General features: G+C 44.8%; 13 protein-coding genes. 12 read left to right on the top strand and 1 reads right to left on the bottom strand.

Going from position 1 to position 14,094, the window contains the following annotated elements; genetic code table 11:
- From dnaB to MKX34_RS31980, 9 genes are all read left to right on the top strand, one after another.
- Complete coding sequence (gene dnaB, locus MKX34_RS32020; RefSeq protein WP_036677807.1) at positions 1-1,362, top strand: replicative DNA helicase; 1,362 nt, start codon at positions 1-3, stop codon at positions 1,360-1,362.
- Between the two features lie 211 nt (positions 1,363-1,573).
- Positions 1,574-2,860, top strand: coding sequence for an adenylosuccinate synthase (locus tag MKX34_RS32015; protein WP_036677809.1), 1,287 nt, complete (start codon positions 1,574-1,576; stop codon positions 2,858-2,860).
- Positions 2,861-3,050: 190 nt separating this feature from the next.
- Positions 3,051-3,695: a hypothetical protein gene (locus tag MKX34_RS32010; protein ID WP_036677811.1), complete on the top strand. Its 645-nt coding sequence runs from the start codon at positions 3,051-3,053 to the stop codon at positions 3,693-3,695.
- Between the two features lie 316 nt (positions 3,696-4,011).
- Complete coding sequence (locus MKX34_RS32005) at positions 4,012-5,559, top strand: M23 family metallopeptidase (RefSeq protein ID WP_076296968.1); 1,548 nt, start codon at positions 4,012-4,014, stop codon at positions 5,557-5,559.
- 190 nt (positions 5,560-5,749) lie between these two features.
- Positions 5,750-6,481, top strand: coding sequence for a response regulator YycF (yycF, locus tag MKX34_RS32000; RefSeq protein WP_076296969.1), 732 nt, complete (start codon positions 5,750-5,752; stop codon positions 6,479-6,481).
- Complete coding sequence (walK, locus tag MKX34_RS31995) at positions 6,481-8,310, top strand: cell wall metabolism sensor histidine kinase WalK (RefSeq protein ID WP_036677817.1); 1,830 nt, start codon at positions 6,481-6,483, stop codon at positions 8,308-8,310. The genes yycF and walK overlap by 1 nt, the downstream gene beginning before the upstream one ends.
- Entirely contained in the window at positions 8,307-9,599 is a 1,293-nt protein-coding gene (yycH, locus tag MKX34_RS31990; protein ID WP_036677820.1) for a two-component system activity regulator YycH, read from the top strand. Before walK ends, yycH begins: the two co-directional genes overlap by 4 nt.
- 38 nt (positions 9,600-9,637) lie before the next feature.
- Positions 9,638-10,378, top strand: a complete 741-nt coding sequence (gene yycI, locus MKX34_RS31985; RefSeq protein ID WP_036677823.1) for a two-component system regulatory protein YycI — start codon at positions 9,638-9,640, stop codon at positions 10,376-10,378.
- Positions 10,379-10,392: 14 nt separating this feature from the next.
- Positions 10,393-11,199 carry an MBL fold metallo-hydrolase gene (locus MKX34_RS31980; RefSeq protein WP_036677825.1) on the top strand — a complete coding sequence of 269 codons (807 nt, stop codon included), beginning with the start codon at positions 10,393-10,395 and terminating at the stop codon, positions 11,197-11,199.
- Here the strand turns inward: MKX34_RS31980 and MKX34_RS31975 are convergent.
- On the bottom strand, positions 11,168-11,374 hold the full coding sequence (locus MKX34_RS31975) for a hypothetical protein (RefSeq protein ID WP_036677826.1): 207 nt from the start codon (positions 11,372-11,374) through the stop codon (positions 11,168-11,170). The two genes, MKX34_RS31980 and MKX34_RS31975, sit on opposite strands and share 32 nt — an antisense overlap.
- A 388-nt stretch (positions 11,375-11,762) precedes the next feature.
- Here MKX34_RS31975 and MKX34_RS31970 point away from each other — a divergent pair, with 388 nt between their 5' ends.
- The 3 genes from MKX34_RS31970 to MKX34_RS31960 all read left to right on the top strand — a co-directional run bounded on the left by MKX34_RS31970 (position 11,763) and on the right by MKX34_RS31960 (position 13,950).
- Complete coding sequence (locus MKX34_RS31970; RefSeq protein WP_036677827.1) at positions 11,763-13,010, top strand: trypsin-like peptidase domain-containing protein; 1,248 nt, start codon at positions 11,763-11,765, stop codon at positions 13,008-13,010.
- A gap of 419 nt (positions 13,011-13,429) precedes the next feature.
- Entirely contained in the window at positions 13,430-13,630 is a 201-nt protein-coding gene (locus MKX34_RS31965; protein WP_019914582.1) for a cold-shock protein, read from the top strand.
- Between the two features lie 92 nt (positions 13,631-13,722).
- Positions 13,723-13,950 (top strand): cold-shock protein, encoded by a 228-nt coding sequence (locus MKX34_RS31960; RefSeq protein ID WP_036677829.1) that lies wholly within the window; start codon positions 13,723-13,725, stop codon positions 13,948-13,950.
- The last annotated feature ends 144 nt before the right edge of the window (positions 13,951-14,094 follow it).

Genomic DNA, 14,094 nt, shown 5'->3' with positions numbered 1-14,094 from the left:
ATGGGTGGAGATCTCTTTTTCGATCGGGTTCCCCCGCAGAATCTTGAAGCCGAGCAGGCGGTAATTGGTGCGGTTCTGTTGCAGGATGAAGCGCTCATTACTGCAATGGAACGGGTGAATACTGAAGACTTCTACGATAAAGCGCATCAAATGATTTTTGAGGCGATGGTGCAGCTCGGAGAAGAGAGCCAGCCGATTGATCTTGTTACACTTACGTCCAGACTGCAGGACAAAGGAGAGCTTGAAGATATTGGTGGTGTTAGCTACTTAGCTAAGCTGGCGCATGCCGTGCCTACTGCTGCTAACGTAGAATACTACGCCCAGATTATCGAAGAGAAAGCCATGCTGCGCCGTTTGATTCGCACAGCCACGCAGATTGTGAGCGAAGGTTATACTGGCGGTGAAGATGTAGCCGATATGCTGAGTGATGCAGAGCGGCGTATTCTTGAAATCTCCAACCGGCGAAGCGGCAGTGGATTTATTGCGATCCGCGATGTCTTGATGGAAGTGTTCGACAAGGTTGAGTTGCTTCATCAAAATAAGGGGGGTACCTCAGGTATCCCAACCGGATTTGTGGATTTAGATCATATGACTAACGGATTCCAACGTAACGATCTGATCATTGTTGCGGCTCGTCCATCTGTTGGTAAGACTGCATTCGCCCTGAATATTGCACAGAACGTGGCAGTACGCGCTAAAGAAACTGTTGCGATATTCAGTCTGGAAATGTCAGCGCCACAGCTGGTACAGCGGATGATTTGTGCTGAAGCCAACTTAGATGCCAATATTATGCGTACCGGTGACTTCAAGAGTGATGATGATTGGTCCAAGCTGACGATGGGTATTCAGTCTCTATCTGAAGCGGAGATTTATATCGACGATACACCAGGTATCACGGTAACCGATATTCGTGCAAAGTGCCGGAGACTGAAGAAGGAAAAAGGACTTGGCATGATCGTCATCGACTACTTGCAGCTCATTCAGGGCCGCGGTAAAGGCGGAGAGAACCGTCAGCAGGAAGTATCGGATATATCTCGTACACTGAAGCAGATTGCTCGTGAGCTGGATGTTCCGGTTATTGCTCTGTCGCAGTTAAGCCGGGGTGTAGAGCAGCGTCAGGATAAACGTCCAATGATGAGTGACTTGCGTGAATCGGGTTCTATCGAGCAGGATGCCGACATTGTTGCGTTTCTGTATCGTGATGATTATTACAATGCAGATACGGAGAAGAAGAATATTATTGAGATCATTATAGCTAAACAGCGTAATGGTCCCGTAGGCACGGTAGAACTGGTCTTTCTTAAAAATTTCAACAAGTTCGTTAACTACGAGCGAGCACATGCGGAACCCTTTGCTGGTTAAACCTGACATGTATAATTCCCGAACGATTGCACATTTCTTTGTGTAATCGTTCGTTTTATTTGACTTTGAAAAAAACCGCTGTTACACTGAGAATTGTCCTTTAGCGGGTTAAATCTGCTTGGCGTCCGGAGGGCCACGTACATAAGAATGACGTATAGGGCCCATATTATGAAAAATAATGGTGCTAAGTAGCACCTACGGAGGAATGAACATGTCAACGGTAGTCGTCGTGGGAACACAATGGGGAGACGAAGGTAAAGGGAAAATCACTGACTTTCTAGCGGAAAGTGCAGATGTGGTCGCCCGTTATCAAGGGGGCAATAATGCCGGTCACACGATTCTGATTGACGGTGAGAAGTTTAAGCTCAGCTTGATCCCTTCGGGTGTATTTTATAAAGAGAAAACTTGTGTAATTGGTAACGGAATGGTTATTAATCCGGCTGCCTTGATCCAAGAAATTAATTATATTCACGAGAACGGTTTTGACACTAAGAACTTAGTGATCAGTGATCGTGCTCATGTCATTATGCCATACCATATGGTGCTGGATGCTCTCGAAGAAGACCGTAAGGGTCCGAACAAGATTGGTACTACACGTAAAGGTATCGGTCCTTGTTATATGGATAAGGCAGCACGCAACGGTATCCGTATTGCTGACTTGATGGACGCTGAGGAATTCGAACTGAGACTCCGCCCCTTGATGCAAGAGAAGAACCAAGTGATTACACAGGTCTATGGTGCGGAAGCTCTTAACGTAGAAGAGATTCTGACTCAATATCTGGAATATGCAGAAGTGCTGCGTAATTATGTAACAGACACCTCTGTTATTCTTAATGAAGCCATTGATGCGGATCGCAAAGTGTTGTTTGAAGGTGCGCAAGGAGTAATGCTTGATATCGATCAAGGTACGTATCCGTTTGTTACTTCATCCAACCCATCTGCCGGTGGGGTATGCATAGGTTCTGGTGTGGGACCGTCCAAAATCAAACAGGTTATTGGGGTTGCAAAAGCCTATACCACTCGTGTTGGAGATGGCCCGTTCCCTACAGAACTGAATGATGCAACAGGTGATTATATCCGTGAAACAGGTCATGAATATGGCACAGTTACCGGACGTGCGCGCCGTGTAGGCTGGTTCGACAGTGTAGTTGTGAGTCACGCTCGTCGTGTAAGTGGAATCACAGGGCTATCTCTTAACTCGCTGGATGTACTTAGCGGACTTGAGACTGTGAAGATCTGCACAGGCTACAAATACCGTGGTGAGGTAATTACTCATTACCCTGCTAGCCTCAAAATGCTGGCAGAATGCGAAGCGGTATATGAAGAGCTTCCAGGCTGGAGCGAAGATATTACTTCTGCAAAAACGTTGGATGATCTTCCAGCCAATACACGCAGATATGTTGAACGTGTATCTGAGCTTACGGGTATTCCGATTGCTATCTTCTCAGTGGGTCGTAACCGTGAGCAGACGAATCAAGTATTGCCAATTTATATCTAAAACCTAGTTATACTAAGGAGCCTCGTTAGAGGCTCTTTTTTTTGTTCTGAGGACTATATCTCTCTCTTTTGGGGCCTAGATTTATGCCTAGACGTTTCCCAAGGCCGGTTCTAGTCAATACTGGATGTATAGAAGAACATGTACATGATCTACCAGATAGACTTGAACATAGGTGAGAGGAGAAATGAAGATGAAGATCGTGAAGCGTGCACTTAGCGTATGTCTGATTGTGGTACTTGCCAGCACTCTTTCAATTCTAACAACGGGCGTGGTTGTAAATGCTTATATTCAGTCGGTACTGGCTAGCTTCGATATTAAAGTGAATACTCCCGGTCCGGGATTTGGAGGAATGATTCGGAGCATTATTGGCATGGATAACAAATCTGACTCGGATACAGCTAATAAAGAAGTAACCACAGGGAGTACAGTTAGCAAGGAGACCGACAAAAGCACGGATTCGCCAGCTAAAGGCAAGGGTGAGCCCGTAGATGATAATACTCCGACTGATGCCTTACCAGTTATGGGGCAAGTTACAACCGAAAGTTCAGCTGATAACGGAAGTGGAAGTGTTGGTGACCAACAATTAGTAATGACACCTGAGGCACTCAGTGACTTCAAAGATAAGCTTCCATCGGAAGAGAAGGTAAATATATTCAATATTTTGATGTCCAAACTACCCCAGGATGAGATGGCAAAAATTTCAACAGCGATGGAGGATGGATTAACAGAAGATGAGGTTAAAGAGCTGCAGCAGGTAATTGCAAAATATGTTGATGCAGACGAATATGAGAGCATAATGAAAATGCTTACACCAACTACAGAATCTACGCAATAGCATTTGTAATTGTCACTTTATAGACACATGAAAAAGGTTAAAATTTCATATTTGCGCAAAAAACCCGCGTATTTGGCGGGTTTTTTGTTATGTCTAAAGTTGAAATTTTTCTCTAAGCTATGGTACAGTAAACAAGGACCTCAAGAGGTTAATTTTTTGTAACCTCCTTAACAACCTTTTTATAGGTTCATTAGAAGCAGGAATTAAGCACTAGTATACGCAGAAATTTACATGGACGTAATCTATATAATCGAGGTCGTACAATTAGCTTGGCCGCTTTTGTCGGAAGTAAAAGCGGACTGAAAGGGAGAGTTTCATGAAGGGATTTATGTTCATGCGTCGGATGAGCAAGCTGCAGGATGGACATCCAGCAGAGTCCGAGGCGAATGTTCAACAGAGCCACAATTTCGATCACGACTCCAAACACTTTCAACAAGAGAAAGGTACTCGCAGATTTCGGCGCGCTTGGATTTTGGGATCTGTCGGCCTTGTGCTTCTAGCTACGGTGTTGGTTGGAGCAGAGAAAAAGTATGTAGCTGCTAACACGGTTACCTATTATCAAGTGTTGGTGAAGGGTGAAGAAATCGGAAGACTTACCGATCAGACGCAGCTTAACCAGCTATACGATAAGAAACAACGAGAATATCAGGAGAAATATCCGAATTCAACCATGGTGCTGCAAACAGAGGGCATTACAATAGAAGAGCAGAAGGCATACAAGCCAGAAGTTGATAGTGAGGCGACACTTACTAAACTAGATGGAATGCTGAAGGCTTATGCGGTAGGCGTACAATTGATGGTAGATGGCAAGGCTGTTGGCATAGTTAAGGATCAGGAAACTGCTAATGCAGTGCTTGAAGGGGTAAAAAATCATTATGTCCCACAAGCAGAAGTAGCAACGACGGCTAGTAAGCTAACAAGAACGGCTGCTTCCAGCTCATCTGCTGCAAAAGCGAAGACTCCGGAGCAAGTAGAGTCGGTAGAGATTAGTGAAGATATTTCTATCGTTCCTATCAAAGCAGATCCTAATAAAGTGTTGGATGTGGAGGCAGCGGTCCAGACACTTACCGAAGGTAAAGAGGCGCCCCTTCTTTATACCGTTCAAGAGGGTGATACGATTTCGGGGATTGCCAAACGGTTTGAAATCACCCAAAAAGAGATTTATAGTAACAATCCTAACGTGAAAGAGCTGACGTTGAAGATTGGAGATACACTGAAGCTGAAGGTACCCCAACCAGATGTTACAGTAGTAACTGTGGAAAAAGTGACTGAGCAAATAGTGACTGAGCCGGAAGTGGTTGTGCGTTCGAGCGATCAGCTAGCGGCAGGCAAAAGCAAAGTCGTTCGTCCAGGGCAAACTGGACTTAAAGAAATGGAGTATCGGGTAACGAAGGAAAATGGTACGGTCGTCCAAGAAGAATGGTTAGGCCAGACCGTTATACAAGCCTCGCTGCCAGAAGTTGTTTATCGGGGAACGAAGGTTGTTGGTGAAGGAACAGGCATGTTCAGTTGGCCGGTAAGCGGGGCGACACTGACAAGTAGCTTCGGCGAGCGTTGGAGCCGTGCCCATAAGGGTATTGATATGGTATCTAGCAATCGGAATATAAAAGCTTCTGATGCCGGGACCGTGATCTTTGCAGGTGTGCAGAGTGGATACGGGAATGTAGTTATTGTAGATCATCGCAACGGATACCAGACCTATTATGGTCATTTAAAAAGCATCTCGGTTTCTACAGGCCAACGCTTGGAGCAGGGTGGCAAGATTGGCGTAATGGGCAGCACTGGACGTTCGACGGGTACACATCTGCATTTTGAGATTCGGAAGAATGGCACTGCTGTAAATCCAATGAAGTATTTGCAATAATTCATACTTTATCCTTTAACTGCTCGATTTCAATCGGGCGGTTTTTATTTTTTTAATCTACGAGTGACGGCAAAGCCGTTTCTTTTTGCTGGGCAGGGGGATTGCTTATTTCGTAGGATGTGACGGTTAGACAGGTATGTTAAAATAAAGGAATGATCATTAAGTAAGGATAGGAAGGTGAAGCTGGGACATGCAGATGGGAACGATTCTGGTAGTAGATGATGAACAGCCTATTGCTGATATATTGAAATTTAATTTAGAAAAAGAAGGCTACGAGGTTATTTGTGCTTTTGATGGCAACAGTGCAGTGGAGCTGGCATTGTCCAAAAGGCCCGATCTTATGCTGCTTGATCTTATGCTGCCCGGCAAAGATGGCATGGACGTCTGCCGCGAGGTGCGTTCTGCGCACTTGGACATTCCTATCATTATGCTTACAGCCAAGGACGGAGAGATTGATAAGGTACTTGGCCTGGAGCTTGGTGCTGATGACTATGTGACCAAACCTTTTAGTACACGTGAATTGCTGGCCAGAGTTAAAGCCCAGATGCGGAGACAGCATAAACCGTCACCACAGGGGTTGGCGAGTGAACCAGCAGAGAATAAGCAGGGCATTTATCATTTTGATTTGTTTATAGATACAGATATGTATTTGGTCTATAAGGGCGGGGAGCCGCTTGACTTGACCCATCGTGAATATGAGCTGCTCTACTATATGATCAAACATGCCGGTAAGGTGATGACTCGGGAGCATTTGCTGCAGGCAGTGTGGGGATTTGAGTATTTCGGTGATGTGCGGACCGTTGACGTGACGATCCGTCGTCTAAGAGAGAAAATTGAGGAGAACCCCAGCAAGCCCGAATATATTTATACTCGGCGTGGACTCGGCTATTTGATGCATAGCCCTAAAAATGGAGGACTGTGATGAAGTGGCGGTCCTTTATCCGGACAATTCAGGCAAAACTTATTATTATTTACGTGTTGCTGATTCTGATAGCTATGCAGTTGATCGGGGTTTATTTTGTCAGCTCGATGAAGAACTCGTTAACAGATAATTTCACCAAGGACCTTAAAGCACGTGCTGAGATGTTGTCTATCCTGACTGCTGATAAATTTGGTAGTGAGGCTGGAACCGCAGATGAGGAAACCGCTGTGGAAAGTCTGCGCGGGATGGTCAATAATCTGTACATTAACGGGGCTGAGATTCAGGTACTGGATGCCAGCGGCAAAATCATCACCACTTCCGTTCCCTCGCAGAATGACTATGTCGGGCAGCGTAACACCCAGACAGTTGTGAATCGGGCCTTGCAGGGCATCAGTGATAACGAGGAATATATTATTGCCGATGATAATGTGCGTAAAAAGGTTGTGGCCAAGCCTGTGCTCTCGGGTGACAAGGTAGTGGGCGCAATCTATATTGCTGCTGACATGAAGGATCTGTACGCCACGATGGGCCGGATCAATAGTGTATTTATCTCAGGTTTGCTGTTAGCTCTAGCGTTAACGGTTGTTTTATGCGTCATTCTGGCGCACACCATCACGCAGCCTATTAAGGAAATGACGAGGCATGCTACGGCTGTCGCTGAAGGCCGATTCAATCGTAAAATGCCTGTATTAGGAAATGATGAAATTGGACAACTCAGTCAGGCGTTCAATTATATGACCGGTAGATTGCGTGAGGCACTCTCGCAGAATGAAGAGGAGAAGGAGAAGCTTACCTCTATTCTGACGAACATGAGTGATGGTGTTGTGGCTACAGATGAGAACGGAGTAGTGATTCTGATGAATCGGCGGGCAGCACTGATGCTCGGAAATGAAGGCCCGTTGCCGGAAGGCGCTCCTCTAGATAAACTGTTGGGCTTAGATTACGAACAAAGCGGATCTCTGGCTAAAGGTAATGCCCAATCTGCAATGCTTCATCTGACCCATATGGGTGGAGAAGATTCTAATATCGTAAGAGTGACGTTTACTCCCATTCATCGTCGTGAGGGTGGCATTGCCGGCACAATTGCTGTGCTGCAGGATGTCACCGAACAGGAGAATCTGGAGGAATCACGCCGTGAGTTCGTGGCGAACGTTTCGCATGAGCTAAGAACACCACTTACCACTATTAAAAGCTATGTTGAAGCACTGGATGATGGAGCACTTGAAGATCCGCAGCTGGCGGTTCGATTTGTTGGGGTTATTCGCAACGAAACCGAACGGATGATCCGTCTGGTTACGGATTTGCTGCATCTTTCCCGTCTGGATTCCAAGGAAGCTCTTCTTCGAATTCAGCAGACGGATATTACCGAGATGCTGGAGGATGTTGCGGATCGTTTTTCTTTTCAAATTCGGCAGAAGCGTATCGATATAAGTACAAGGGTCCGCAAAGATGTTACCACGGCGTGGCTTGATCGCGATCAAATCGATCAGGTCTTGGGGAATTTGGTCTCCAATGCGCTAAAATATACGCCAGAAGGCGGTACGATTGAACTGGAAGCGTTGAAGAATGAGGATGGAATGCTCTCCATTTCTGTGCGTGATTCGGGGATAGGGATTCCGAAAAAGGATATCGAGCGGATCTTCGAACGATTTTATCGCGTGGATAAGGCACGTTCGCGGAACATGGGAGGCACCGGCCTTGGCCTTTCCATTGCCCGGGAAATTGTGAAGGCACATGGAGGCTCCATTTCCCTGCAATCCGAGCTAAATGAAGGTTCAAAGGTAACCTTTACCTTGCCTTTGAACGAGCAAAGGGGGAGTGAGGCATGAAGGAACGAATCAAATCATGCATTCTAGCCTTGCTCGTGCTCGGAAGCCTGGTTGAAAGCTATTATTTGATCTACCGTTTGCCTGGTGCTGATTCAGCAGTGCTTTCTGAGAACCTGTATGTGAAGACAGATAATATGGGTCCGGAAGAGAAGGTAGAGAACCTGTTATACCCTGACAAAATGATCATCCATATGGGAGAAGGCAAACATACGCTTTTTTATCCGGACTCTACGTTCTATAGCTTGATCATGAATCGCTTAAAAGGTCGTGGCTTCGAAAGCTTCCAACGGCACTCGGTACAGGATTATGATTGGGATAAGATCCGCAATGAGAATCCTGGGATTGAGCTTTCATTCGGAGCGGGCATTCCGGTAACGTTATTGCAGCGGGTGATGCAGTTATCGCCAGATTCCCTTTTTGAAGGAGAAAGCATTGATCGCATTTGGATCTATAACATTAAGAATGATTCCAAGGCCCATGCTATTTTCTTCAGTACGAGAGGCGACATCATATACGAAGCGGCAAAAGCGGATTTAACGGTTCAGGATGTGCAGCAGCATGTTGATTTCGGTAAGAATTGGACGCCTTACAAGACCGTAAGCGGGGATTATTATGTGCCAGACAGTAAGATTTCTCTGGTTCAGGTAGACATGCCTTCCGGGATGTACACCATAGAGCAAATGCAGAGTAATCTTTTCTTCGATGTTGGAAGCACTAGATATATTCGGGAGAAGAACGGCTCGGAGATTTATACGGATAGCAAACGGAGCCTTCAGGTGGACCAGGGTAAGAACTGGATGAGCTATAGTGACCCTGCGGCGCTTCCAGCTGGAGAAAGTACCCCTGCCAAGGATGCTTTGGAAGCTGTAGAATTTGTGAACCAGCATGGCGGATGGAATGGGACTTACCGTTTGGAGGCTACAGAGGAAGGCAGACAGGAGAGAAAGGTCTCTTTTCAACAATATTATGGCTCCTATCCGTACGGCTCCTATCCAATAATGAGCAATTCATCATTACAGTATGGTGTAATAAATCTGGAACTGCAGCAGGGAACAGTATCCTCTTATGAACGTTCTCTAATTTATATAGATGAAAGTAAGGCCGTAAAAAAGGTAGTGGAGCTATCTGGAGGTGCGGATCTGGAGTATAGGTTGTCTCTGGTCAGTAAAACTTCGGCAGTGAAGGATTTAACGCCTGCTTATGTGCCTGAGGTGAAGGAAGATCATCTGGAGCTGATACCTGTCTGGAAAGTTACACTTAGTGATGGCAGTGTTCTTACTTTAAATTAATGGACAAGTGGTTCATATAACAATTAGGAGGTTCGGGTATGGATTGGGGAAGAGCTAAAAATGTACTGATTTGCGCCTTTTTAGGTCTGAATCTGCTGCTATGTTACCAGCTGTGGGTCGATTTGCGCGATCAGGTTAGTGCTAATCTTGATTTTACTTCCCTGTCTGCTGAGACCCAAGCCGTAATGGAGCAGAAAGGGATTCGTGTATTGTGTCCCATTCCGGCTTCTACCCCGCAGCTTCCTAACATTACTTATCGTTATTCTGCTGAAGAGCAGACTGAACCACCAATTAAATTAGATGTACCTATAGACAGCAAGCTGATCTATTCTTCCTTCTCAGAGCTTAGCAAGGCGCTTGAGGATAAGATTCCTGATATTTCCAATTATCGCTTTGATTCACAGGAAAGTGAGGTTGGGAAGTTTGTTCTTCATCCGCTGGTTCAAAATCAGTGGTCGTTGTTCCGTGTTAGGCTAGAGTTGATTAACAGTGATCAAAAAATCGTAGCTTACCGCTGGCCGAAGATTGAAATAGGGACAAGCAGCAGCGATAAAGAACAGAAGGTGCTTCCAGCATCGCAAGCACTTAGTAGCTTGATAGAGAAGTATTTCCCGGCAGATTCCGTAGTGAAGGAGATTGAGCTGGGGTATTACGGTGAGCTGTTCAACTCGGAAAGTCAGGTAGCTTCGCCGATGTGGCGGTTTATGCTGGAGAACGGCAATGCCTATTATGTGGATGCTATTAGTGCGGACATCATCAGTCCTAAGACAACAGAGTAGAAGGAGTAAGGAAAATGGGGATTTCATTTACAGTACTGTCCAGTGGTTCTACCGGCAATGTAACGGTGGTACGAAACGGGGAGACAACACTTATGATTGACGCAGGTTTTAGTGCCAAGCGGATCGATGAGCTGTTGGCCATGCGTGAACTAACGGGTAATGATATAGACGGGATTCTAGTTACACACGAACATTCCGATCATATCAAGGGACTCGGGGCCATGGCCCGTAAATACGATCTTCCGATTTATGCGAACACCAATACCTGGGGAGCTATCGAGAAGGGAATTGGTAAAATACCGGAGTATAACCGTATGATCATGGAGTCTGGCCAGCACAAGGATTTCGGCAGTATGCGAGTAGAATCCTTTGCGATTTCTCATGATGCAGCGGAGCCAGTGGGTTACAATTTTTATGATGGAAAAGAGAAGTTATGTGTAGCTACAGACCTGGGCTATGTTAGTGATAAGGTAAGAGATGCAATTTCAGATGCAGATGTATTGGTGCTGGAGGCGAATCATGATATCGAATTGCTGAGAATGGGACGTTATCCGTGGAATACGAAACGGCGCATCCTAGGCGACATGGGTCACCTTTCCAATGAGGCAGCTGGAGCTGCGCTTAGCGAAATTCTTACAGGGCGGACCAAACGGACCTATTTGGCGCATTTAAGCCGGGATCACAATATGATGGATTTGGCAAAAATGTCGGTACGCGGCGCAATGGAGGATCGGGGCTGTTTTTTCAAAGATAGTGAGTTCAGACTGTGTGATACGTATTATGATCAACCTACGCCATGGGATAAGCTGAGCCAGTCATAAGCTGATCAAGTTCAGCGGTCTTGCGATCTAATTCTTGGCGGGAGATCAGGCCTTTTTCAATCATCAATTCGATCATTGCGCTAAAGGCAAGGGTCATGTGGTAGTGTTCATCCTTTAAGTCACCAAGCTTACCGATAAACTCGACTAAATCCATACTTGTTGAAAAAGAACTCATAATTAATCCTCCTTTAATAGTGTGAATTTATAGTGTAATTAGAACTGAAAACTGTAAAAAATTCGCAGGTGTTTTAGCTGAGGAAAATCCCGAATTGCAGGTTGCCTGTGATACAATTAAAAGCGTGATGAGCAAAGCTAAAATTTTAGGGACACTTCTATTTTATTGTAGTCTTTTAAGTTGCAAAATATTCCTAATAGAGAAGATATATTAAAAGATTATCATAATCTAACGATTGATCGAAACTCTTGTGGGGTTAATGGATAAAGTGAAACTTTTTAGTGATATTTGGAGTCTAATGGTTACAGAGGTTTGGTTCGGACGTGGTTGCTATAGGTTCAGGTCTTAACAACAGTGAACGCTTGGCAATAGAAGGGGGAGATTTTCGGTGGGATTGTTTGATGATGATTTCTATTCAACTAAAGTTTCGCGGTCCAGAGGGGATGAAGCATCAAAGGGATCGTTTGCTAACCGTAGACATTCTGTACGCAGATCGCGTAAAGGGCTATCTACCTGGCAAATATCCGCCGTTTGCTCCTTAGTCAGCGCTGTGGTGGCAGTTCTGTTATTCAGTATGTTTACAGGCCAGATGAGTCATGAGACTGCTCAAAAGCCGGTTGTAACAACTGGAAATGTTGCCCCAAGCAGTAGTGATCCATTTGACCGGATTATTCAAGCTGCTGCCACGGTTCGCCCTGCAGTAGTAAGTATTATCAATCATAAAGAAGATAATGAAGAATTAAACATTCTGGATGAGTCCGCACTAGGGTCAGGAGTGATCTATAAAAAGACAGGAAATAAAGCATTTATCATTACCAATAATCATGTCATCGAAGACTCCGGTAATCTCGAGGTAGTTACAGTGAACGGAGAGACCCGTAAGGCAACACTCGTTGGAACGGATAAAGTAAGCGACATTGCGGTACTCTCTATTGATGCCAAAGGAATCGATACCATCGCGCAGCTCGGTGATTCCTCTAAGCTTCGTCTAGGTGAAACGGTCATTGCTATCGGTAATCCGCTAGGACTTGGTGATACATTGACCTCGGGGATTGTTAGCTATACTGAACGGATGGTTCCCGTATCCCTTAATCAGGATGGAGTATATGACTGGGAACAAGAAGTGATACAGACTGATGCGGCGATTAATGAAGGAAATAGTGGCGGCGCGTTAGTGGATCTCGATGGCAAGGTCATTGGAATTAACACGATGAAGATTTCAGATACGGGTGTAGAGGGTCTGGGTTTTGCAATTCCTGCGAATCATGTGATAGATATCGCTAATGAGCTGGCTGAAAAAGGGCATATTGCCCGTTCGTACTTGGGTGTATATTCAGTTGATTTGAACAATCCGTACGTTCCACTAGCAGAAGATCAACGCAATGAATTGAACCTGCCGAACAGTGTTAAGGATGGAGTAGTTGTTCTAGAAGCCGTTGGCCCTGCGAAGGAAGCTGGACTGCAATTCAATGATGTCATTACCAAATTTAATGATCAATCCATCATATCTACCCTTTCTCTTCGCAAGTACTTATATAATCATACGAAGATCGGTGATGATCTGAAAATTACTTACTATCGAAACGGCGAGGCCAAACAGGCAACAGTTAAACTTCTTGAAAAACCACAGGAATAATATGCTGGAAGTCGGTATATAATGATATAGCAGTTACGACAAGTAGAGCGGACTACCCCTTCGATTCCGAGGGGGTACCTTCTTGAAAAAGCGGATAAAAGTAACGTTTTTGGGAAAGCTATTTTTCTAAAACCATGATAATTATGCCAGAAAAAGGATCTATTTAGGGAATAAACACTAAGTGGCAGCCCTTACATTGGAAGGTAATACTTATTAGGGCAAAACCGGATATATTCGGATGCTTGCTTGCCTTTGCTAATCAGGTGTGGTAATATGATATCAATCATACATTTAGTCCCTAATTCTCGCATTGAAAAGGGCTGTCATATTTGGTAATACAACCTTTTTCAATGTGTGAATTTTTTCTTTGTTTGAAGATAAAAAGAACATATTAATTTAAATTTGTGGAGGTAACACACATGCAAACAGGTACAGTTAAATGGTTCAACGCAGAAAAAGGATTCGGATTTATCGAAGTTGAAGGCGGAAGCGACGTATTCGTTCACTTCAGCGCAATCACTGGCGACGGCTTCAAAACTTTGGACGAAGGCCAACGCGTTGAATTCAACGTTGTTCAAGGCAACCGTGGACCACAAGCCGAAAACGTTGTAAAACTGTAATAATAGAAGAAACCGTCCCAGCTTGTGAAAGTTGGGACGGTCTTTTTATATCTAGTTACTCACTATTGACTTACAGGATGGGAGGAACGGCAATGAACTACCGGAAGAAACCTTTGGAAGAAATACCGGAAGAAAATACCGCAATTTGGGCATGTACCAATGAGGGATGCAACGGATGGATGAGGGATAATTTCGCATTTGAACATGCGCCTTCTTGCCGTCTATGTGACTCTCCAATGGTTCGCAGCACGAAGATGCTACCCCAATTGCTTAATTCGAATGGCGATCTCAAATCGCTGAAGAAGGGTATTTCCATCTAACCAATACCTAAATGAGTCAAGCATTTAATAGAACGACGAACCACTCAAGACGGGTAAACCGTCTTATTTTTTTTGCTTTTTTTATGCTAAATTGTGATCTTTGTCACAAATCATTTGAATTTCACCGTTAAATGACTATCTTTA

Source organism: Paenibacillus sp. FSL R5-0636 (genome assembly GCF_037974255.1).
GTDB lineage: Bacteria > Bacillota > Bacilli > Paenibacillales > Paenibacillaceae > Paenibacillus_AQ > Paenibacillus_AQ odorifer.
This window is presented reverse-complemented; position numbering and strand designations above follow the sequence as displayed.

Excerpts from the sequence above, each read along its gene's own strand:
- dnaB (WP_036677807.1), top strand. The coding sequence starts at position 1 with ATGGGTGGAGATCTCTTTTTCGATCGGGTTCCCCCGCAGAATCTTGAA.
- MKX34_RS32015 (WP_036677809.1), top strand. The coding sequence starts at position 1,574 with ATGTCAACGGTAGTCGTCGTGGGAACACAATGGGGAGACGAAGGTAAA.
- MKX34_RS32010 (WP_036677811.1), top strand. The coding sequence starts at position 3,051 with ATGAAGATCGTGAAGCGTGCACTTAGCGTATGTCTGATTGTGGTACTT.
- MKX34_RS32005 (WP_076296968.1), top strand. The coding sequence starts at position 4,012 with ATGAAGGGATTTATGTTCATGCGTCGGATGAGCAAGCTGCAGGATGGA.
- yycF (WP_076296969.1), top strand. The coding sequence starts at position 5,750 with ATGCAGATGGGAACGATTCTGGTAGTAGATGATGAACAGCCTATTGCT.
- walK (WP_036677817.1), top strand. The coding sequence starts at position 6,481 with ATGAAGTGGCGGTCCTTTATCCGGACAATTCAGGCAAAACTTATTATT.
- yycH (WP_036677820.1), top strand. The coding sequence starts at position 8,307 with ATGAAGGAACGAATCAAATCATGCATTCTAGCCTTGCTCGTGCTCGGA.
- yycI (WP_036677823.1), top strand. The coding sequence starts at position 9,638 with ATGGATTGGGGAAGAGCTAAAAATGTACTGATTTGCGCCTTTTTAGGT.
- MKX34_RS31980 (WP_036677825.1), top strand. The coding sequence starts at position 10,393 with ATGGGGATTTCATTTACAGTACTGTCCAGTGGTTCTACCGGCAATGTA.
- MKX34_RS31975 (WP_036677826.1), bottom strand. The coding sequence starts at position 11,374 with ATGAGTTCTTTTTCAACAAGTATGGATTTAGTCGAGTTTATCGGTAAG.
- MKX34_RS31965 (WP_019914582.1), top strand. The coding sequence starts at position 13,430 with ATGCAAACAGGTACAGTTAAATGGTTCAACGCAGAAAAAGGATTCGGA.
- MKX34_RS31960 (WP_036677829.1), top strand. The coding sequence starts at position 13,723 with ATGAACTACCGGAAGAAACCTTTGGAAGAAATACCGGAAGAAAATACC.